Below are 18,479 nucleotides of genomic sequence, written 5' to 3' on the forward strand. Positions count from 1 at the left end.
CGATGCCTTCATAGCTTCCGCTCCTGTTCCCAGCCGGGAATCTAGCGCGGAAAACTCCAATTAAAAACGATCCAGTTTTTGGGGATCAGAGCACCATTGTTGCTCATCGGACGGGTGCTGAAAGGGCCGGTTTCACCCCTGGTGCTCAACATGCAGAAATCGATTTTCTGTAGCTGCTTCGATACTTCTTCCAAGGTTTTTGACATGTGGCTCTCCCGGTTATGAGGACGTGCCACCCAAACCCGCTGCAAATGCGATCGTTCCGTAAGGCTTATCACATCGCAGCTGACGCGGCCGTTGCCCGCTTGGGACGAAGACTTGGCCCCCTATGGCCAGGTGACGGGCGTGGTCTCTTTTACGGCTTCTCTCAATGTCGTTCCCCAGCTTTGACTGCGCCTTTTAATCGGTTTCCGGACGGCGCGAGTGGGCAGACGTAGCGTGACGAGTACGCGCAAGACGGAAAGTAGGCAAAATTGAAATCGAGCTCCAATGTACCGCCCGGACGGGCAACTCCCAGATCAGCTCCCTTGATCGTGTCGAGGAGATATCGCCCGCCGCCATATGTCTCCGTACCTGACGTCGCGTCGACGAAAGGCAGGAACACCCCACCACCGTATCCTTCGATCCAGTAGAGGGTCAGCTCGCCGCCCAACCTTGCTTCCAGCCCACTTGTGCGAGCAAATGAACGCATCGACAACTCACCATCTGCTCCCGTCGCGACGGTCGTGTGTTCGGGTTCTACCATATCAAGGCTTACCGCCAGACGCAGCGCCGGATCATAAGCAAACGTAGAAGGGCCGTTAAATGTTTTTCGGTCGGGCGCTTCGATGGGTGATTGAGGATGATCGCGAAACATCGTCGCGCGCGTGTCACGCCAGAGACGCCAGGCTGCAGAGACATCAGAGGTTGAGCGTATTTGGCAGTAGAGATTTGCGATTTTCTCGCGCCAATCCCAAAGCTGTAGCGTTTCGTCCATCAAGACCTCCTTATCAAATATTGAACCTTAGCAACTGCAGACCCGACGCCCGCCAGGGGCCGCTGAATGAAAGCATTAGATCCCCTAGATGGCCAAACGGGCAGATTCCGTTGATGGCTCTGTTATCGTGCTATTCCGTAAACGAATCCGACGACCGCGGCGACAGCGACCATCTTAAAAGGCCGGCGCCTGATCTGATACTCGATCTCGTCTCGTATCGAGCGTGCCGCCCCGGTCGTGGAGTGTGACCGGTTCGTTTGCGTGGCGCGGGCTGCGCTGCGTAAATATATTACTTCCGCCCTTAGTTCTTCAAGCTCGCGCTGTTGATCGACGGTGCGGATGAGCGATGAGACAGCGTCCGTCGAAAGGCTCTCGTCGACGTCATTGGCGGATGCGGTCAGCACGGATTTGTCGTCATCGGGCATGTTGAACTCCTAATCAAGGTCACAGCTAGCGAAACGGCAGCCATGATCAGGAGTTCCTCGGCGATTGGCTTCTCGTTCACAAAATATGCGCGACCATGCCTAAGTGCTATTTCGACCGATCTTGCCGCAGGCGTTGGATGGTACGCTCGGCCCGCACAGACAGGCTCGACTGACTGGATTGTGTGCGTGCGCGGATGAGCTGGGCATCGTCGTCACGCAGGTTGCTTTCCACCGCCATCATGACTGCTGCAAAGGCTGCACTGATCAGCTCGACGCCGCCATCGAAGTCACTTGCAACATCGCTCGCGACCTTAGACGCGTCACCGTCCAAAAGCTCCAAGAGTTCGACCAGGAGATGCGCGGCCGCGAGTGGCGCTCTGGTCGCATCGATCAGCACTGATTTTCTGTCTGCCGCAGAAGAGTTCTGGTGATACGCTTCGATAAGCGCCATCGACGCCACCCGGTCGTCCTCGGTCGCCTTTTTGATCTGAGCGAGAAGGAAGTCGAGCCTTTCGGTCACCAATTCCGTGTCAGAGCCGCGCTTATGCGAGACTTCGAATGCCATGCGTGCCATCGCGATGCCGAGCTGGCCGGCAACGAGAGCAGCTGTGCTGCCGCTGATGGAGGGCGATGCCCGACCAATCTGAGCGAGCATCGTTTTAAGGTCGATGTCCTGAAGATCCATGAACGCTTCCGATGGTTGGCAGCCTGTCAACCGGCTCACCTCACTCCGCTTACAACGAAAGCGGTCTCACCACTCAATTTCGCGGCCGTCATATGAAAAGAACTTTCCGGTTTGATCAGGCGTTATCTGCCCAAGCATTTTCATGATCGATGACGACGCCTCGGACGGGCTCAGCGTCGGGTGGCCTGATGAATAGGGCGCCGACAATCTTGTCCGGACCGTTCCAGGATGGACCGCGACGACCGCCGCTTGCGGATGTGTTCGCTGCATCTCTATTGCGGCCGTGTGAACGACCTGATTTAGCGCCGCCTTTGACGAGCGGTAGGATATCCAGCCGCCAAGCCGATTGTCACCAATCGAGCCGACGCGCGCGGACAAAAAGGCTGCTGTTGACTTCTCTCGCCGATCAAGCAAGGGGAGAAAATGCTTTGCGATCAGCGCAGGTCCGATGGTGTTTGTGGCAAACTGCGCCGCCATAATCTCTGGATCCAGGTGCTTCAGGGCCTTTTCGGGTGACCTGTCACCGATTGTCAGGACACCCGTGGCGCATATCAGTAGATGGATCGGCCTTGCGCGAAGGTGGGACGCATGCGCAGCAATTGAATTTTCGTCGGTGAGGTCGAAGCCCTGACTACTCCTTGATAGCCGGACAAGTTCACGAAGGTGGGGCTGATCGGCAATGACATCGCAGATTGCCGAGCCGATCCCACCGCTTGCGCCAATGACCACGGCGCGAAATCCAACAGGCAAGGAGGAGAGAATGCAATTTCCTTTCGTGTCCACGTCAGAATCGTCCTCAGAGGTGCGTCGTTCGCTGCGGCGAGGTATTGGGCACGGTCGAAAACCCTTTTCCAAAAGCGCGGCGAAACGAATATGCCTCGGCGCAGTCTCACGGAGTTAGGGCGCACGGTCGGTCTGGACATCGGCCAGTTTGGAAATTCATGTCTTTGCTGCGTTTGAGACGACGTCGGTGATCTGGGAGCCGCTTGAAAGACCGTCAGTGTGCAATCTGGGCGACTTGCGCAGCGAATGTGCTGTGAACAAGACTGATCGTCGTTTGGCAGGGCGCGCCCCGGTGTCTATCGCGCCCAGAAACGCTATACACATTTCCACCAACTGCCGGTGACGTCCAACGCATCATTTCGGCTGGTCTTTTCTGCGCGTAAGGTTGCGGGCGGTGCAAACCCCTCGCAAACCCCTCTGCGCTGGATATGAACGTGATCAGGTGCGGTGCTCGCTCCGTCGCTGCCTCGACGCAAAAGCCATGAATCACGCGAGTATCGATGATTGCGCGGCAAGATAGTGCGCCGATTGTACTGATGACCTCGGTCACAAATTGCGCAACCCCTTCATCTGGGGATCGGAGCAGGCAATCCCATCAGCCGCGCGACAATCGGATGTAAAGACTGGATCGCATCGCATCCTTCCGCGTTGGTCAGCGCAAGGAGGACCAGGTAAGAACTCTACGCACTTCGGCTCGACTGGTCGCAATTGATCGGCAAAAACGTGTTCGCTCGGAATTGTCCCGTCATTTGTCGGCCATACGCCAACTGAAAATTCAGCGAAGAGTTGGAACATCCGAAAAGGAACGCCGTCGTCCGTGCTCATTGGTAATGACGAAGAAGAGCCTTCACGAAGTTTTCAACCTTCGGCCAATCAGCGGTTCTTGAACACAGTGCAGGCAACGCCGTTCGACTTGATTGCGGCACAGACCTTGATCGCATCCGTGCGTGTTTCCTTGCCGATTCTCGCGGCATAACGGGGTCGATAGCCAAAGTTCCCGCCGCGTTGCCTGACGATCAGCGCTCTCTCCGCGTTTAAGGGTGAGGGCAGGCGGGAAATGGCGGCTGTGTAGAGGCGGTCTGCTACAGCGGGATTGTAGTGAGCGGCCAACTGGATGCCCCATGGTGCCCAATCGGCGGACTTTACCAACACGGGCTCATTCATCCGTCGGGTATTCGCGAGGGTTCGGCAAGCGTCAATGAATGACTTTCCGTCGTCGAGGGCGGGTGCTGCGACTTCGGGAGGGCTATCCCTCCATGTCTCCACTTGCTGGCCGGTGATGGCGAACACGTAGTCCCTCGTTTCCAGCGGCAGTCGACCAGACGACAGAAAGCGACGCAGACCATTCTCGCCCGCATTGTAGGCAGCAGCGGCAAGACCAAAATTGCCAAAACGTTCCTTGAGTTCGGCGAGATATCGCGCCGAGGTATCAAGCGCCTCTACGACATGAAACGAGTTTTGAAGCCCATGAAGACGCGCCGTGTCAGGCATGAATTGCGCGATACCTTCAGCACCCTTTGGACTAAGAGCTTCCGGCCGAAAAAGACTTTCACGCCAGATCAGCCGGGCGAAGAATGGGACCGGGACGTCACTTCGCTTGGCCAAGGTCTCCATCGCGGCGCAGAGGTCGGCGTTGAAGGATTGCGTTCTGATGCATATCGAACGTCCATCGACCATGGATTGATAGCTGCAAGCCTCAATCTCGTCGTCTTTGGCGACAGCGGTCGAAACCGGCAGCAAAACAGACATCAAGGGTGCCCATAACCACAGAAGAGCGGCCTCTCTCTTTCCTGTAGCGGTGCTGAACCAGCTCAATATCGGCGAACCTTTCTACGCGCAGCGGTTTCTCGCCAGCGACATGAGACCCCGCATTCAGAGGAAGCTCTTGAAGCAGGGCGCAATGCATCACATTTGATTGTGAAGACAATGTTTTCAACCCTGTGGAACAGCTGAAGTCCTGTAAGTCCGAACTTTCCAACCGCTTGTTTTAAGGCAAACTGAATTGCGACGTGTGATTCCCTACGCGTCTTTGAGCTTCGTCGGTCGACTTTGCGTTCATCAAATGAGGTATCCGTGACTGATTTCTTCGGCACTACTCAAGGCATCATGTCACTTGGAGCGCTGATCGGCGCTGGAGGCTTTGCTCTTGGTACCGCGAGCCAGGCATTCACTGGGTGGGTGCAGGGCCGATCCAAGGCAAAACCTGGTCATTCCGATCGCCGCAACTTTGCAATGGTAACCCTTCTGGCACTCGATGACTACGTTGGTGCATGTTACGGGGCGGTCCATGACACACCCGAATTCGATCAGGACCATGAAGTCGAGTTCGCTTTTCATTCACCGGAGCCCGTCCTCGCTCTGCCGAAGGATGCTGACTGGCGTTTGCTGGGTGATGATCTTGGCGAGGCCGTCATGTGGTTTTCAAACCGCGTCGCGAATTTCGAGAATGCCTTGGACAGTCTCGATCTTTCAAAGCACGCATACGATGGTTTCTTTGAGCGACGCCTTGAAGGGTACTCGCGATTGGCAGCGACTGCGATGGACCTTATCGCACGTATTGAAATCGAATTTGATCTGAAGTTGCCGGATAAGCCAGACTATTACCATCAGGATCAGGGCTTTCTCGCGATTCTTCGTGACGTCGAAAAGTTCAAATCGAGAGAGGCAGGAAAACAGACATCTACGCAAACGGGGGCATCGAACGTGACGCCTTTATTTCCAAAGACATCTTGAGGAGAGCGCGAGAGGCCCTGTGAGGATGCAGGTCTAGCCATCGAACCGGGTGTTAGGAGACGTTCGTGTCTTATGATGCAATCTTGAAAGCTACACAAAGCAGTATCATCAGCATTGGCTTCTCGGAGCCAAAGACGGCCGCGGCTGCCAACCATGGAGCCCATTCGGGTCACCGAGGGGCCTGATGTCATCTGGATCGAGCGTGATAGACCGTTTTTCGCCGCTGAGAAGATCAAGGCGCTTACGATGGTCGGGCTAAGGGAGAGGCTCGTTCAGGCCGTTTCCTCGGTATGATGCTGAGGTCTCGCCGGTCGTCGTCGGCAATTTATCAAAGCCAGCCCGTCTTTTTGAACCTGTAATAAAGCACTGTACAAAGGGTTGCGATAACAGCGAGCACAACATAGTAGCCGTATTCTGTTTTAAGCTCGGGGATGTTTTCGAAATTCATTCCGTAAACCCCTGCAATTGCGGTCGGCACGGAAAGGATCGCGGCCCAGGCCGCAAGTTGACGGGTTATCGCCCCCTGACGTTGCTGCTCCAAAAGGTTTGCCGCTTCAAATACTGAGGTAATCACATCCTGCAAGCTCGCCACCATGGCGTCCGCCCTGCGTACATGGTCGAGGACGTCCTTGAAGAAGGGTTTTGCGTTCTCGTCGATACACGGCAAGTCAAGGTGACTGAGCTTGCCAGCGACTTCGGACATCGGTCCAAGCACGCGGTGGAAACGGATGACTTGGCGTCTCATGCCGAACAAATGTTTGACCTGCTTTCGGTCTAGGAAGGAGGTCAGGACATGTTTCTCCATCTCCAAGACTTTATCCTCCATGGTCTCGACCATAGGCAGGTAACCATCGACGACGAAGTCGATGATGCCATGAAGGACGTAGTCAGGACCGTGTTCCAGTAGGTTGGGCGATTGTTCCAGTTGTTTCCGGAGTTGTTTGTGTGACCGAGCTGATCCTTGGCGTACCGAAATCAAATGGTGCTTGCCCATGAAGACGCAGGTCTCTCCATAAGCGATCTTGTCACCGTCGAGATGGGCAGTCTTCACAATCACAAAAAGCTGGTCACCATATATATCAACCTTTGGAACCTGTTTTCCGTTGAGGGCATCCTCCATTGCCAAGGGATGCAACCCGAACATTTTTCCAAGACTTGCCATCTCGTTAATAGTCGGTTCGGTGAGCCCGATCCACGCAAAGTTGCCGTCGTCCGCTTCGAACGGATCTGAAGTGATTGGCAGTTCCTCGGCACGTTTACCGGCACGATAGATGTATGAGGCGACGACGGTCATTTGGGCTGTCCTGGCAACGTTTAGATGCGATTGAGGAGGAGATGGGCCTCGAAAGAGCAAAAAGGATGGCGGTGCTGCTGGATTGTCGGCCCTGTCCGAGGTGCTGGATCAGCTCAGGCAAGAACGCTGTACGTTTCGCCGCCGCAGTGACAGCGGCAGCACGAGAATGGCGGAGATGCTTGCTTGCAACCACGCGCCTTGCAGGGCGAACTTTACGGCTGCAATTGGGCACAAAACAAAGCCGGTGATCCATCCAGCTTTGCGGGTCGGGGAAAGGAACGTCAGTATCGCGATTTCAGGTTCGAAGAAGCCAACGATATCGTGCTGTTCGGTTGGGACGGCGGCGGGGTCAGAATCGATATTCGGTTCACCGCTTGAAAAGCCAACTGCCGCTGACAGCGCGAAAATCGCTGAGATCAAAAGGTTCACAGAAACAGCCTGTTCGAACCTGAGCGACGCGCCACCACGGGGTGGTTGGGATGGCGAGCCCTGTCAATCGCACACTCCTCAGTTCTTTCGCCCCATACGGAGGTTTAATGTCGACGGTTTAGCGACGGGACGCTGTCTTCGCCTAAATACCCGGCTCGATTTTCTTTAAAAATACAAAGTCGGTGACTGAGTAGTGTTGGTCGGTTCCAAGCATCGCAACGCTCCAATAGTCGCGAGACAACCCGAAGACGGTCGAAATCTGCACCACTTCTGATTGATCATTAGACGTCGACATCTTGCGCCTGGCCCAGTATATCTGCTCGGCTTCCAGGTCATCCAATTCAAGCATTTCAAAACTCCGTACGAAGCTTTTGAATACCTCGATTCGACCATCGAACCCAAACTGAGAACTGCTTTGTACGATAACAGACGGAAATCCTGCTTTGCAGCGCGGTGTCCCCGTTGGAAGAAAAAATTACACCATCGCGCTTCATATCAGGGATGGGACGTCTGGTGTTACCGTCCGGCCCCAAGACATTATAAAGGCCGAGGTTATGGCCCCGAGCGAGACTGACCAGATATGCCGCCGCAAATGCCATGACGCCGACCACCAGAACCACTCCAACGGTCGCTTTGCAGTAATCGCGGCTCGCGGCCAAAGCCATTTCCTCATCATTCGGCAGACGCTGGCAGGGGGTTAGCCGAACGTCCGGATCATCGAGGTGAGGGCGCTGGACATCATACGAGCGGCTCTCCTTTTGCAGGGAATTCGGAATGATGTGAGCACCGCGCCTCCACACGGCTGGATTGAGGACCTCAGCACCTCCGCCAGGCGCCCCGCGCAATGGTGCATGCCACCAATTTGGGGGATGACAGCCCAATAGAGGCGTGCATGATTGCCAGGGATTTATGCTGAGGGGCTTGAATGGCGATTTATAGAGAAGGCGCTGATGCTGCCTCGGATACCTCGACCAGTTATGCTATAGCTGCAGGTGATACGTTCAGCGGGTCTCTCGACCACGATACAGACTGGATCAAGGTAAAGCTTATCGCCGGGAAAGCTTATCAGATTGATTTAAAGGGATCTGCTTCCTGGGCTGTTCCGGCAGTGTTCGATTCCTATGGTTCGATGCGCGATCGCGGTGAATACGGCAAGACCGATGACGGAGCGTCGGATTTTCGGTTCATCGCGCCGAAAACCGGCGCATATTATATCCAGGCTGGTAGCCTCGATAATGTCGGGCAAGGCGACTACAAAGTCAGTGTGAAGACGGTCAAGGCGCCACACTTCGCCAGTTACGACACTATCGCCACCTATATGACCGAAAAATTTTGGGATCAGCCTTATAAGTTCGATATCAGGGCCGGCGCAACTTTGAAGGTCAACCTTGGCAGTTTGACGTCAGAGGGGCGACAGCTCGCCAAGTGGGCACTCGAAACTTGGACTGAAGCATCCGGAATCAAATTCAAGATTGTCAGCGGTTCGGCCGAGATCAAGTTTGACGATAAGGAAATCGGCGCGGAAGGCGGTGCCTCATCCATCAAGAACGGGATAGCTTCCGGCACATACGTCAATGTGCCGGTCAGCTGGATCAAGGACTATGGCGCCGGCTATAACACCTATACACTCGGGACCTATATCCATGAAATTGGCCACGCTCTTGGCCTTGGGCATCCGGGCCGATATGATAACAGCCCCTCGGGCGGGCAGCTTTTTGCCAACGACTCGAAGCAGCTGACCGCGATGTCGTATCTCAATACGGACGACAATATCTGGGTTACTGCACTCAAGGCGCCCCCCATTACCCCAATGATGGTGGACGTCCTTGCCATTCGCAAGCTCTACGGCAGCACAAGCATTCATGCGGGTGATACGAGCCATACGTTGAAGGCAGAGTATTCCGGCGGCAGTGGGATGATGACGCTGGTTGACACCGGTGGCAGAGACACTCTTAAGCTCGATTGGGTGACAGCAAACCAGCGTATCGACCTTCATGCAGAAAGCTTTTCCAGCGTTGCAGGGGGCCTCAATAACTTTTCGCTCGCGCGCGGAACCGTTATCGAAAACGCAATCGGCGGAAGGGGCAACGACGTCATCATCGGCAACTCGTCCGCAAATGTCATCAAAGGCGGCGCCGGTAACGACGCATTGGCAGGTGGCACCGGAAAGGACAAGCTCACCGGGGGATCAGGTAGCGACACCTTTGTTTTCGCGAAGGGGGACGCCAAGGATATCGTCACCGATTTTGCCGCTTCAGAAGATCTGCTCGAACTCGCCGTAGGATCGGTCGCCAATACGTATTCAAAAGCGATGGCGCACGCCCATCAGAGCTGCGATAACGTGGTGTTTGATTTCGGCCATGGTGACGAGGTGGTTCTTCAGAATATCAAGCTAGAGAGCCTGACAGTGACGAACATCCACTTCTCCGGGAGCGGGCTGACATAACCAAATCTAGGCCCGCCCCCCTGATCTTTGGGGGCGACCGGCTACGCTCCAGGCGTTGCCGGGATCCCTGTGTATCTGTCACGGGCGGTTGGCTTCTTCATAGAATATCCAAAATACAAAAGCCGCAGGGGCAGGGGTTACTTCTTGGCGTTCTCGCCGTACTGGCTCAACGCCGCAAACTTAGTTGTGAGGGCGGCCATATTTTCGTCTAGCCATTTCGCCATTGCCAGCTCTTCTTCCAGGTTGGCCTTGAGCGGCACGGCCAGCGCGTGCAGGTCGGCGTACTCGGCGAGCGTCACCAGCGACTTGTAGGCGGCAATCTCGAAATTCTCGAACGCGAAATTCGCAAACGCATTCTTGAGGATCTCGTCGCTGGCCGCGCTGTGTCCCAGCGCGGCTATCATACCGGTGACGGACAGCGCCATATCCTTGAGCGCCGACCGATCCTCGGCCAGACTGGTGAGCACCTCCTCCAGACGCTCAAGTTGGCTTTCGGTTTCACGAATATGCTGATCCAGCTTTTCGGCGACTTCCGGATAGTTCTCAATGCGGTGCAGCTGCGGCTTCATGATCGACAGCGCCTGGTGTTCCATAGCATGCGCATTGCGCAGGCCGGTGATAAACAGGTCGCGGGGCTGGGTGCTGGTCATAGGGCTCTCCTCGTTGACCGGCTCCAACGGAGGACCTGCCTACCCGTTCCCTCCTTAAGACGTCTGTACGCTAAAAGACAAAGCCCTTGTCAGCGATGATGGAGAGGATCGGAGTTTTCCAGTGCCAACCCTCCCGACCGGCCTGCGCTGTGGGGCAGGCATCAGATCAGGTGCCAGACCTTGCATCGACCTTTGGAGGGCAAAACTAGATGGCTCTCCTGAACGGAGTGCTGCCTGAGAAGCTTTCGCCTTCAGGCGTCAATTCCACCCTGGCGCCTTCCAGCGGTCCGTCACGCTCCTCCCATTCCATATTGGCCTGAGCCCAATGTTCCCCGTCAAATCCATGGGGTCGGCCCTGTTCTTCCCAGATAGCGAAGGCGCGCTGGCTAATCCATTCGTCGCGATCGATGCTCATAATGCGCTCCTTCCCGGATAAGGCGTCGGCTTCATGCGGGCGTCTCGGGTGAGCGGCAACGCATCTGGAGGACATTCGTTGCCGCCGCTTAGAGCATCAGTACGATATCGTACGAACCCGCGTTTTCGGGTGCTTTTGCTCCTTGATATCCTGATTACGACCTCGGCGTGCTTGAGATTGGTGGCATATCACCTATGTCGAAAGAATGCATAGGAACGCGGGTCGTAATGAGCCGGGAAGCATGGGGGACAAGCATGCTCCACGATAAAACGATTTTGCTGGTGGATGACCAGGCCCTGATCGTACTCGAGCTGGCAACGACACTGGAAGACGCGGGCGCCGATGTGGTCACTTTCGGCAATGCACCTGAGGCGCTTGCCTGGCTGCAAGCGACCACGCCTTCCGCCGCTGTGCTCGACTATCGGGTCGGCGCCGATACCTCGGCAAGTATCGCCAAGACTTTAAGCGAACGCGGTGTTCCCGTGCTATTCTACTCCGGGATGGTAGACTTGGCTCATTTGCCTGATGAGCTGCTGGCCCACGAATGGCTGAACAAGCCGTCATCACCTGAAGACCTGATCGCGCGTCTGCAGGCGCTAACGGCTTGACGGTCTTTTGGCTCACCGTGACAGTCGGTTGAGCCTACTTCGACATGACCGGCCTCACAAACCGCCATTCGGACCCAGAAATGCCCACGGGCTGGATCAGTGCCGGTAAGCGATGCAGCTCGGCGCAGAATGCTTCCAGGCCGTCCAGACTGCTGAGAAATGCCGCGAGTTTGGGGGTGTCGCTCTGTGCGGCATCAACGGCAAAACCGTGAAGCACGCCCAGTTCAACTGTCTCGCGCGGGCTGGCATCCCGCAGACCGATAATCAAGCGCTCAATGAACTGCTCTAAGCTGATCATACGCTGTCTCCAGGGAGAAATATGGACCATTGCACCACATTTGTTTTGGAACAACAACCGCTGCGCGAAAGCCTACCGTGCATTTCAAAAAGTGGGCGCGCGTCAGCTCTGGAACTTTTCGATGCGGCCGGAAGTACGCCGCAAACGCAAGAATGCGCCGTGTCGGAAAAAACCTGCACGCTTGACAAGCTCTGCGATGAGTACCAGCTCCGCCCTCGGCAGGCTCCCGCGTCATCACGGTATGTTGCCCGCCGTGCGCTGACATTGACGTCGTTATGGTCGTTTCTCGTGATCGCATCGCCCTTGAAGGGTGGGCGCTGAACGCGGTTGTGGCGCCCAAACAGCAACACGGTTGGCGCGTCGAAGTCTCGCAATTGGCTGGCACCAGTCGGAGTGGCTGTTGAAGAGGCTCACGGCTTCGACAACCCGTAGATCGCACTTTCACTGACATGGCATGTTGAGCAACCGTTTCGATTGCATCACTTCTGGCGAGCATTTCACAAGCTTAGTTCTGCTCACCCTGCCTCGATTTTGGCTAGCGGCCAAATTGGATGCCGCGCAGTTTTGCCATTGCCGGACCATGTGCGGTATTTTCTAGGATACCCGCGAATAGAATGCCGACCAGGTGATCCCGTCGTTTGATTTTGCCCCTGCAAGAATGTCGGCACATTGGGCTGGCACTGCTCGATGTAAATGAATGCCGTGCCTGAAAGATTAAACCGCAACCGAAAGCCGGCTTCGTGTTCTCGTCTCTGGCCTTCGGCTTTTGTTATAATCGGAACATGCCCCAGATTGATGCAGCGGGGCGGCTCGCTAGTGTCCTATGCACGCACGCCTGACCGGTATCGGCTTGAGTTAGAACAAGGTCTTGCGTGGTATGGATCGCAGACGATCGACTGCTTTTCCAGTGTTTTCCGGTCAAATGTTTGATGAGGCTAAACACCGAGGGAACATAAACCTCCGGCAACGGTTTGTTCATTTAGCGTTCATGTAGAGGAGACGTCGAAATGTTCTTGAGCAACCTTCAGCCAACGAGCAATTTCGAATTTTCGTGCCAGCACGGTATTTCTTGCGACCGGGAAGCGATTGATATGGAGTTGAACTATCTCGCAGACTTCGACAGGAGGGATCTTTCCGTGGATGTGAACGGAGAGAAAATCTTGCTCGAAGGTGCTGTCAGGACACAGCGCGATGTGGAACGCGCTATGCGGGTAGCCAGCGAAATCGCTGGCTTTGATCGGATTGTGAACCGCCTCGTTTCGGTATCGTAAGCCGTAAAAATCCAGGAAGGGTTTGTCCCCGCTGAATGGGCAGACCCTTCTTGCTGTACGCGAACCTTGAGTTTCGAAGAGCGAGAGCTGGGTGATGAGGAGACGCCCACAACCTTACCTGATCCAGTAGATTTATCGGCGCCGGTACTTGAATGTGTTGAATTGGATGGAGAAGTCCCCGTCATCGACCACAAATTTATGGGTCGATTTTTCCATCAAGATATCGAATTCATGATCGACAATGTTGCCACCATTCACTGACACGCATTGGCAAAAGAAGTTGTAGTTCTCGACGACCGGATCGGAATAAGTCAACTCGACAACGCAGTCAGCCGTCTTCAGCACGAGAATGAGTACATGCAAACGCGTGTCAAAAAAATTCAGCTCAATCGTCGCATCGGTCAAACAGTGTTCCTGCCCGAAATGAATGGCCTCGACGTCGTTATCAATGCTTTGACCAGCCACCATTTTAGCGCCTTTTCGAACCGGGTATTCAAACCGCTATCTGCCCAGATGAAGTCATATCGTGCGATCGGTATGCCCCGCTACCGAGTTTCCGTTACGGATCTGATGAGGTCTCATCGCCTGTGAAGCGCGCCAGTAAAGGTAGTCTCTAGCCTTCATGACTTATCGAGTAGACCGCGCCCTCTTGGCAAAGGTCCTCGTGGACTGCGATGATGACGCCCATTCTCAAAGATATCCGATGCCTTTCATGTTTGCGAAACGGGGTTGGTGGACTGCGAAATCACCGCCACGATTGCGTTACAAGCACCGATCCCAGTGCCGACGCCGATGAACATCATGACGATAAGAATAATGAGCACTCTGCGGTGCCGCCTGGCTAGCCTATCAACGTCTGAACGGGGTAACGTCCTTGAAGAACATATGGAATGCCGCCACCCGATACCCAGGAAATAACAATCGATCACATTTTTTATTGTTGACTCGGAGCGCGGCTCACGGTGCTTGGGGAGTGCCGCGCTCCGATAGGGGGCCGTCCGATGGCGTCGATCCGGCGATTACTGAACTGTGCTGAGCGTAGAAAGTTCCACGACCTGAAAGAACCCGATGCATGCTGTACACCGGGCTGCTCTCAAAGGCATCGGCTCATCAAGTGCCGACAGTTTTAAAACCAAGGTCGAACAGCAATTCCTCAGTATGTCGGTACAGCAGTCGGTGCGGCAACAGCTGAACAACCATTATTCTGATCAATCAAAATGCCTTTTGATCGTGTTCAATGAAAAAGGGCTCCGCCTCCACGGAGCCCCTTCCGTCATGGCTGTGCGGCGGCGGACCTGCGCAGCCAGAGTTGTGAAACTTACTTTCTTTCGATTTCTCCCGGAACGTCCTCTGATGGGTCAAATCGAAATCGACGGATTCATCCTCAGATGACGGTCGATGGTTGTCACTGACGAGAAATATGATCGTTCGCCGTGAAAACGGGACGTTCTTCAAAGGAGCCTTAAACGCGATCACGCAGCGTTACGCGAAGGCTTCGGCTGGAGTAAATGCGACCCGGCAAATTTAAGAACCCTTCAACTGACCACGGAGCCTTCGAGTATCGGGCGCTCTCGATGCGAGCTTAGTACCTACGCATCCGCCGTGTCTGAACCATTTTTGGTGAAGGTGTCTGCGTACCATATCGTACAAACGCTTTCCGGCGGACCGCTGCGTCCTAAGTCGTCATGTGCATGGAGGGTATGATGATGGACAATGAACCGAAAATCACCAGCCACGACAAGAAACGCGCAGCGATGGAGGAAACGACCCGTCATGCGTTCGAGGTCACTGATCATGAAAGTGAAGCCCGCCGCAAGAAAACTGAGAGGTTGAAAGCGTTACGACTGAGCGCCTCTCAATAGCTTGAGTTGATCCTTCCGGTTGCAGGCCATATCGACTTCAGGCCGGATGCGTGGACCAATAGCGAGCCCTCTGTGTGATCCCAAAGTGCCCTTTTCCGATTTCAAGGTGAACGATAGCGCGAGTAGAGCGTGTGAGGCCAGCCTTCGAGCTACGAGCCCCCTGTCGACGCAGGCAAACCCGCATATGAATGCCTGTTGATGGCAGTTCTTCCTATTGAGCTGTGAAAAATGTCAGCAATACCTTGCCCTTTTCGCCAAGCAGGCAGACGAACCGATCTGGCTTTCCCGTCTGGCCGGCTCTTGCGATATAGGCTTCACCCAATACGACAGTTTTTACAGGCACGTCTTCGACCTTCGTATTGGCGGCGCTCACCGCTACGGTTTCCATGTCGAGGACAAGGTCGGTGATCTCGGGTGCCCTTTCTTTTAGGGCAACCAAGCCCGTCGATTTGCAAGCTTGTGCGGCGGCATCGTCGGCGGTTTGGGCAACGCCCGGTACGGGTGCGCTAAACGCAGTTGCAAGCACCAGAAGGCCAAACAGCGCGATTTTCATGGGAAACCCCGTTTGTGGTCGTTGACGCCAATATGCAATGAGCACAAACGGAATTTGTTCCAGTTGTTACAAGCCCTAAACGAAGTTTCTCAAACCAAGATGAGAGCTTGCGGAGTTGTCGAGGATCATGCGAACTCGATCATCCTCTTTGGACAGGCAGCAATCCGATTTTCATGGCGGTCAACAGCATATTGGATGGCTTGCACCATCTCGATGTCCAACAAGGGCTTGCTAATGACGCCGAGTGTCCCTGGAATACCACTGCCGAGCTGCTCCGGGTTTGCTGTCATGAAGACGACGGAGACGTCATTTTCGGCAAGGCTCTTCCCTATCTCTGGTCCTGTTGGCCCATCAAGAAGATTGACATCGACAAGGGCGACATCGGCATTTGCCCCAAGAGACAGGGCTTTCGATTTATTCGGCGCCATCCCTGCCGGTTTGTAGCCGAGTTCGATCACGGCTTCTTCCAGACAAAGGGCGATCAACGGTTGGTCTTCAACGATCAGGATACGGCACATTGGGGAGGTTTCCTTCTTGTTTCTCTGAAGGGCGAACCACGCCAGGCTGTGTAATGTTCCGTTCATAAGGCACAGTTGAAACCGGCTTGCAGCTATCATCGTCCCGAAATCTTGGGTGAAGAAATTTGTAATGCTGAGATGTGCACATAGTCTGTCGCGATTTTTGCCGCGATACCGACTGCGGGCTGTGTCCGCACAGTATCAAAGGAAGACCGCAAATTTATATGCAATCAATCCGAGCAACGCGAAGCAGAGTGCAGATGTGGCGTAGAAGGTGACATCGTTCATAAGTCTGCGATCAGGCTGGATTACGTCCAATGTATGACCGGATACTAATGTAAAAGAATGCCTCTCCTGCAGTCCCTATGATCGAATCCGGGCCCCGGTTGTTCTCTGTTCGTTCATGCTCTAGTTATGCGTCCTTCGGAGCGGAAAATGTCGCGCCTATTTTCTATAACTCGATCCCTCGAGGAAATTGTCGAGCATTTCGCCGTCGATATCGTGCCGCCGGTTGAAGTCCCGTCGGAAACGATTGAGGGCACCTATGGCCTCATCGTTATCGAGAAAGATGGTCTCCGGCGGCTCAAGCTTTTGCCTTGGGGCTTTCCGCGCCAAACAACTGAAATGCGAAGAGGCGCAGAACTGCCGAGCCGAATTGGCCTGGTCGCCGACCTCACCAACCGATTGTGGGAGAACACTGTCGTCGACCCCCAGTACCGATGTCTGATCGCGATGACCCATTTCGCCAACCCCGACGGGGAGAAGGGGTCGAAGACCCGGACATGGTTTTCTCTTATTCGCCAGCCAATTGTCGCGTGGGCAGGCTTCTGTCGCAATACACGGGAGTTTGGGCCTGTGTTTGCCGGTATGACGGGTGACGCAAATGACCTCATTCGCCCCTTGAATGACCGTATGCCCGTTCTCCTGAAGCCGGATGAGTATGATCGCTGGTTTCACGGGAGGGTTGAGGACGTGATCGAATTCCAATTTCGTGAGCCGAGGCCATCCGAAGACTTCGAGGCTCTGGAAACTAGGGACAGATGGCGGAGCGGGATACCGCCCAACAAGGCCATTCACCGTCGCAGTTCGCGCACTATGTTATGACCGTGTTAAGGGAAGGGAGCCTGCATGTGCAACCTCTATACCGTCCGCAAATCGGCAGCTGAAGTGGCGGCTCACTTCAACGTGCCAAACCTGATGGCGTCGAACGCCCCGGAAGAAATCTACCCGGGTACGCCGGGGATGGTCGTGGTCGAGAATGACGGTGTTCGCGAACTTCGCTCGATGACATGGGGATTTCCGATGAAATTCCAGGGTATGAAACCGGATGCAAAACCAAAGCCGGTAAACAATATCGCCGATCTCACCAAGGGTTTCTGGATAGGGTTAAGCCGCAATCCGAAGGCACGCTGTCTGATCCCAATGACCGGGTTTGCTGAGGCGGAGGGGCCAAAGGGGGCAAAGACGCGGACATGGTTTTCCGTCAAGGAAGAGCCGATATTCGCGTGGGCAGGACTATGGCGTGTGTCAGATGAATGGGGACCGGTCTATAGTGGAGCGATGTCCGACGCAAACGACTTCGTCGGGCCAGTGCATGACAGGATGCCGGTGCTGCTCCACCGTGAGGAGTACGACCGATGGCTGCATGGCAATCTGGAAGATACCGTCGCGTTTCAACGGAGGAAGTTTCCTGACGACCTTCTTGTGATGGATCGCACCACCGAGCCGTGGGTGAAGAGGAAGAGCCCGGATCCCCAGATGACCCTGCTATAGGGCACTTCTTATAATTTGTCGGATTTTACCGACAATGCCTTCGCGCCAGGATCCAGCGTTCGCTCATAGGCACTCTGCTGAAGGACATGCACACTTTCCGCCAATATCTCGCGATATCTTTGAATCTTGGTGCGCTTGAATCGCGCTAGATCGGCTTGAGAACCGCTCCGCACCACCGGAGAACACGTCTCGTTCTCGACAAGGTCGAGCAGAATGTTACGCATCACCGCGTTCTCTTCCTTCAACTGGCTCAACTGAATGCGATAGTCGCTGGTCGCCAGCTTTCTCTCGACGACCGCCTTGATATCATTCTCGACGCGACGGGTCTTGGCCGAAAAGTATCTGCAAAAGGTAAATGTTGCGACGACTGCGCAAAGCGCGATGAGGGCATCAAACATCCAAAGCCTCCGGGGTTGCTATGAAAATCGCTATTCCGGCGAGCAATTTCAATATCCCGTGGGTCACGCGTCTTGGGCAACATGGCTGGGCAAACTACTTCAGATTTCTGACCTTGATACCAAAGCTGTCGAGCGTTCCTTTATCGACGGACATGATAGGGTTTCTTAATCTGGGGCAAGCAGCAGAAACATTGAGATCGATCATGCGAGAATGGGCTGCACTTTGCGTGGATTTGTCATTGCAGTCGCAACGCGCAGGATCAGCACGTGCTCTGATCCCCAAAAACTGGATCGTTTTTAATTGGAGTTTTCCGCGCTAGATTCCCGGCTGGGAACAGGAGCGGAAGCTATGAAGGCATCGA

24 protein-coding genes and 1 pseudogene are annotated in these 18,479 nt (G+C 54.8%); 9 read left to right on the top strand and 16 right to left on the bottom strand.

Annotation, left to right across the window (positions count from 1 at the left end):
- Positions 1-92 precede the first annotated feature (92 nt).
- The 6 genes and pseudogenes from FHW37_RS33890 to FHW37_RS32880 all read right to left on the bottom strand — a co-directional run.
- Positions 93-206 (bottom strand): annotated as a pseudogene (locus tag FHW37_RS33890) (pyridoxamine 5'-phosphate oxidase family protein); the annotation flags it as partial.
- Positions 207-367: 161 nt separating this feature from the next.
- Positions 368-976: a DUF1684 domain-containing protein gene (locus FHW37_RS32860; RefSeq protein ID WP_145643772.1), complete on the bottom strand. Its 609-nt coding sequence runs from the start codon at positions 974-976 to the stop codon at positions 368-370.
- A 122-nt stretch (positions 977-1,098) separates the two neighbouring features.
- Entirely contained in the window at positions 1,099-1,401 is a 303-nt protein-coding gene (locus FHW37_RS32865; protein WP_145643773.1) for a hypothetical protein, read from the bottom strand.
- 106 nt (positions 1,402-1,507) lie between these two features.
- On the bottom strand, positions 1,508-2,086 hold the full coding sequence (locus FHW37_RS32870; RefSeq protein ID WP_145643774.1) for a cyclodeaminase/cyclohydrolase family protein: 579 nt from the start codon (positions 2,084-2,086) through the stop codon (positions 1,508-1,510).
- Between the two features lie 66 nt (positions 2,087-2,152).
- Entirely contained in the window at positions 2,153-2,869 is a 717-nt protein-coding gene (locus tag FHW37_RS32875) for an SDR family NAD(P)-dependent oxidoreductase (protein WP_246691058.1), read from the bottom strand.
- Between the two features lie 873 nt (positions 2,870-3,742).
- Positions 3,743-4,618, bottom strand: coding sequence for a transglycosylase SLT domain-containing protein (locus FHW37_RS32880; protein ID WP_145643775.1), 876 nt, complete (start codon positions 4,616-4,618; stop codon positions 3,743-3,745).
- A gap of 324 nt (positions 4,619-4,942) precedes the next feature.
- On the opposite strand from FHW37_RS32880, the gene FHW37_RS32885 reads away from it, so the two are divergent.
- Complete coding sequence (locus tag FHW37_RS32885) at positions 4,943-5,602, top strand: hypothetical protein (RefSeq protein WP_145643776.1); 660 nt, start codon at positions 4,943-4,945, stop codon at positions 5,600-5,602.
- A 328-nt stretch (positions 5,603-5,930) separates the two neighbouring features.
- On the opposite strand, the gene FHW37_RS32890 is transcribed toward FHW37_RS32885, so the two are convergent.
- The 3 genes from FHW37_RS32890 to FHW37_RS32900 all read right to left on the bottom strand — a co-directional run bounded on the left by FHW37_RS32890 (position 5,931) and on the right by FHW37_RS32900 (position 7,674).
- Entirely contained in the window at positions 5,931-6,896 is a 966-nt protein-coding gene (locus FHW37_RS32890) for a magnesium and cobalt transport protein CorA (RefSeq protein WP_145643777.1), read from the bottom strand.
- Positions 6,897-7,004: 108 nt separating this feature from the next.
- Positions 7,005-7,325 carry a hypothetical protein gene (locus FHW37_RS32895; RefSeq protein ID WP_145643778.1) on the bottom strand — a complete coding sequence of 107 codons (321 nt, stop codon included), beginning with the start codon at positions 7,323-7,325 and terminating at the stop codon, positions 7,005-7,007.
- A 142-nt stretch (positions 7,326-7,467) separates the two neighbouring features.
- Entirely contained in the window at positions 7,468-7,674 is a 207-nt protein-coding gene (locus FHW37_RS32900; RefSeq protein ID WP_145643779.1) for a hypothetical protein, read from the bottom strand.
- A 576-nt stretch (positions 7,675-8,250) separates the two neighbouring features.
- On the opposite strand from FHW37_RS32900, the gene FHW37_RS32905 reads away from it, so the two are divergent.
- The gene (locus tag FHW37_RS32905; RefSeq protein WP_145643780.1) at positions 8,251-9,771 is read left to right on the top strand and encodes a M10 family metallopeptidase C-terminal domain-containing protein; all 1,521 of its coding nucleotides are present in this window, start codon (positions 8,251-8,253) and stop codon (positions 9,769-9,771) included.
- A gap of 137 nt (positions 9,772-9,908) precedes the next feature.
- Here the strand turns inward: FHW37_RS32905 and FHW37_RS32910 are convergent, their stop codons facing one another.
- Together FHW37_RS32910 and FHW37_RS32915 are read right to left on the bottom strand one after the other, a co-directional pair.
- Positions 9,909-10,421 (bottom strand): ferritin-like domain-containing protein, encoded by a 513-nt coding sequence (locus FHW37_RS32910; protein ID WP_145643781.1) that lies wholly within the window; start codon positions 10,419-10,421, stop codon positions 9,909-9,911.
- Between the two features lie 205 nt (positions 10,422-10,626).
- Entirely contained in the window at positions 10,627-10,836 is a 210-nt protein-coding gene (locus FHW37_RS32915; protein ID WP_145643782.1) for a DUF2934 domain-containing protein, read from the bottom strand.
- A gap of 254 nt (positions 10,837-11,090) precedes the next feature.
- On the opposite strand from FHW37_RS32915, the gene FHW37_RS32920 reads away from it, so the two are divergent.
- Entirely contained in the window at positions 11,091-11,444 is a 354-nt protein-coding gene (locus FHW37_RS32920) for a response regulator (RefSeq protein WP_186458528.1), read from the top strand.
- A gap of 34 nt (positions 11,445-11,478) precedes the next feature.
- Here FHW37_RS32920 and FHW37_RS32925 read toward each other — a convergent pair whose 3' ends face one another.
- The gene (locus tag FHW37_RS32925; RefSeq protein ID WP_145643784.1) at positions 11,479-11,742 is read right to left on the bottom strand and encodes a hypothetical protein; all 264 of its coding nucleotides are present in this window, start codon (positions 11,740-11,742) and stop codon (positions 11,479-11,481) included.
- Between the two features lie 1,007 nt (positions 11,743-12,749).
- Here FHW37_RS32925 and FHW37_RS32930 point away from each other — a divergent pair.
- Positions 12,750-13,013 carry a BON domain-containing protein gene (locus tag FHW37_RS32930; RefSeq protein WP_145643785.1) on the top strand — a complete coding sequence of 88 codons (264 nt, stop codon included), beginning with the start codon at positions 12,750-12,752 and terminating at the stop codon, positions 13,011-13,013.
- A 132-nt stretch (positions 13,014-13,145) separates the two neighbouring features.
- On the opposite strand, the gene FHW37_RS32935 is transcribed toward FHW37_RS32930, so the two are convergent.
- A complete protein-coding gene (locus FHW37_RS32935) occupies positions 13,146-13,481 on the bottom strand; it encodes a hypothetical protein (protein WP_145643786.1) in 336 nt (111 codons plus the stop codon).
- 600 nt (positions 13,482-14,081) lie between these two features.
- Here FHW37_RS32935 and FHW37_RS32940 point away from each other — a divergent pair.
- Together FHW37_RS32940 and FHW37_RS33895 are read left to right on the top strand one after the other, a co-directional pair.
- Positions 14,082-14,405 carry a hypothetical protein gene (locus FHW37_RS32940; protein WP_145643787.1) on the top strand — a complete coding sequence of 108 codons (324 nt, stop codon included), beginning with the start codon at positions 14,082-14,084 and terminating at the stop codon, positions 14,403-14,405.
- A 311-nt stretch (positions 14,406-14,716) separates the two neighbouring features.
- Positions 14,717-14,875, top strand: coding sequence for a hypothetical protein (locus FHW37_RS33895; protein ID WP_186458529.1), 159 nt, complete (start codon positions 14,717-14,719; stop codon positions 14,873-14,875).
- A gap of 211 nt (positions 14,876-15,086) precedes the next feature.
- On the opposite strand, the gene FHW37_RS32945 is transcribed toward FHW37_RS33895, so the two are convergent.
- Positions 15,087-15,428 carry a hypothetical protein gene (locus tag FHW37_RS32945; protein ID WP_145643788.1) on the bottom strand — a complete coding sequence of 114 codons (342 nt, stop codon included), beginning with the start codon at positions 15,426-15,428 and terminating at the stop codon, positions 15,087-15,089.
- Between the two features lie 125 nt (positions 15,429-15,553).
- A complete protein-coding gene (locus FHW37_RS32950) occupies positions 15,554-16,045 on the bottom strand; it encodes a response regulator (protein ID WP_145643789.1) in 492 nt (163 codons plus the stop codon).
- 336 nt (positions 16,046-16,381) lie between these two features.
- On the opposite strand from FHW37_RS32950, the gene FHW37_RS32955 reads away from it, so the two are divergent.
- Entirely contained in the window at positions 16,382-17,050 is a 669-nt protein-coding gene (locus tag FHW37_RS32955) for an SOS response-associated peptidase family protein (protein WP_145643790.1), read from the top strand.
- A gap of 24 nt (positions 17,051-17,074) precedes the next feature.
- Positions 17,075-17,719, top strand: a complete 645-nt coding sequence (locus tag FHW37_RS32960; protein ID WP_145643791.1) for an SOS response-associated peptidase — start codon at positions 17,075-17,077, stop codon at positions 17,717-17,719.
- Positions 17,720-17,727: 8 nt separating this feature from the next.
- Here the strand turns inward: FHW37_RS32960 and FHW37_RS32965 are convergent, their stop codons facing one another.
- Positions 17,728-18,117 (bottom strand): hypothetical protein, encoded by a 390-nt coding sequence (locus tag FHW37_RS32965; protein WP_145643792.1) that lies wholly within the window; start codon positions 18,115-18,117, stop codon positions 17,728-17,730.
- Positions 18,118-18,137: 20 nt separating this feature from the next.
- Here FHW37_RS32965 and FHW37_RS32970 point away from each other — a divergent pair, with 20 nt between their 5' ends.
- Complete coding sequence (locus tag FHW37_RS32970; RefSeq protein ID WP_145643793.1) at positions 18,138-18,437, top strand: hypothetical protein; 300 nt, start codon at positions 18,138-18,140, stop codon at positions 18,435-18,437.
- Positions 18,438-18,479 lie beyond the last annotated feature (42 nt).

Source organism: Neorhizobium alkalisoli (assembly GCF_007829835.1).
In the GTDB taxonomy this organism is placed as follows: Bacteria; Pseudomonadota; Alphaproteobacteria; order Rhizobiales; family Rhizobiaceae; genus Neorhizobium.

What these genes read in the sequence shown, in the direction of transcription:
- FHW37_RS32860 (WP_145643772.1), bottom strand. Translation starts at nt 976, where the DNA reads ATGGACGAAACGCTACAGCTTTGGGATTGGCGCGAGAAAATCGCAAAT.
- FHW37_RS32865 (WP_145643773.1), bottom strand. Translation starts at nt 1,401, where the DNA reads ATGCCCGATGACGACAAATCCGTGCTGACCGCATCCGCCAATGACGTC.
- FHW37_RS32870 (WP_145643774.1), bottom strand. Translation starts at nt 2,086, where the DNA reads ATGGATCTTCAGGACATCGACCTTAAAACGATGCTCGCTCAGATTGGT.
- FHW37_RS32880 (WP_145643775.1), bottom strand. Translation starts at nt 4,618, where the DNA reads ATGTCTGTTTTGCTGCCGGTTTCGACCGCTGTCGCCAAAGACGACGAG.
- FHW37_RS32890 (WP_145643777.1), bottom strand. Translation starts at nt 6,896, where the DNA reads ATGACCGTCGTCGCCTCATACATCTATCGTGCCGGTAAACGTGCCGAG.
- FHW37_RS32900 (WP_145643779.1), bottom strand. Translation starts at nt 7,674, where the DNA reads ATGCTTGAATTGGATGACCTGGAAGCCGAGCAGATATACTGGGCCAGG.
- FHW37_RS32905 (WP_145643780.1), top strand. Translation starts at nt 8,251, where the DNA reads ATGGCGATTTATAGAGAAGGCGCTGATGCTGCCTCGGATACCTCGACC.
- FHW37_RS32910 (WP_145643781.1), bottom strand. Translation starts at nt 10,421, where the DNA reads ATGACCAGCACCCAGCCCCGCGACCTGTTTATCACCGGCCTGCGCAAT.
- FHW37_RS32915 (WP_145643782.1), bottom strand. Translation starts at nt 10,836, where the DNA reads ATGAGCATCGATCGCGACGAATGGATTAGCCAGCGCGCCTTCGCTATC.
- FHW37_RS32920 (WP_186458528.1), top strand. Translation starts at nt 11,091, where the DNA reads ATGCTCCACGATAAAACGATTTTGCTGGTGGATGACCAGGCCCTGATC.
- FHW37_RS32925 (WP_145643784.1), bottom strand. Translation starts at nt 11,742, where the DNA reads ATGATCAGCTTAGAGCAGTTCATTGAGCGCTTGATTATCGGTCTGCGG.
- FHW37_RS32930 (WP_145643785.1), top strand. Translation starts at nt 12,750, where the DNA reads ATGTTCTTGAGCAACCTTCAGCCAACGAGCAATTTCGAATTTTCGTGC.
- FHW37_RS32935 (WP_145643786.1), bottom strand. Translation starts at nt 13,481, where the DNA reads ATGGTGGCTGGTCAAAGCATTGATAACGACGTCGAGGCCATTCATTTC.
- FHW37_RS32940 (WP_145643787.1), top strand. Translation starts at nt 14,082, where the DNA reads ATGCATGCTGTACACCGGGCTGCTCTCAAAGGCATCGGCTCATCAAGT.
- FHW37_RS33895 (WP_186458529.1), top strand. Translation starts at nt 14,717, where the DNA reads ATGATGGACAATGAACCGAAAATCACCAGCCACGACAAGAAACGCGCA.
- FHW37_RS32945 (WP_145643788.1), bottom strand. Translation starts at nt 15,428, where the DNA reads ATGAAAATCGCGCTGTTTGGCCTTCTGGTGCTTGCAACTGCGTTTAGC.
- FHW37_RS32950 (WP_145643789.1), bottom strand. Translation starts at nt 16,045, where the DNA reads ATGATAGCTGCAAGCCGGTTTCAACTGTGCCTTATGAACGGAACATTA.
- FHW37_RS32955 (WP_145643790.1), top strand. Translation starts at nt 16,382, where the DNA reads ATGTCGCGCCTATTTTCTATAACTCGATCCCTCGAGGAAATTGTCGAG.
- FHW37_RS32960 (WP_145643791.1), top strand. Translation starts at nt 17,075, where the DNA reads ATGTGCAACCTCTATACCGTCCGCAAATCGGCAGCTGAAGTGGCGGCT.
- FHW37_RS32965 (WP_145643792.1), bottom strand. Translation starts at nt 18,117, where the DNA reads ATGTTTGATGCCCTCATCGCGCTTTGCGCAGTCGTCGCAACATTTACC.
- FHW37_RS32970 (WP_145643793.1), top strand. Translation starts at nt 18,138, where the DNA reads ATGAAAATCGCTATTCCGGCGAGCAATTTCAATATCCCGTGGGTCACG.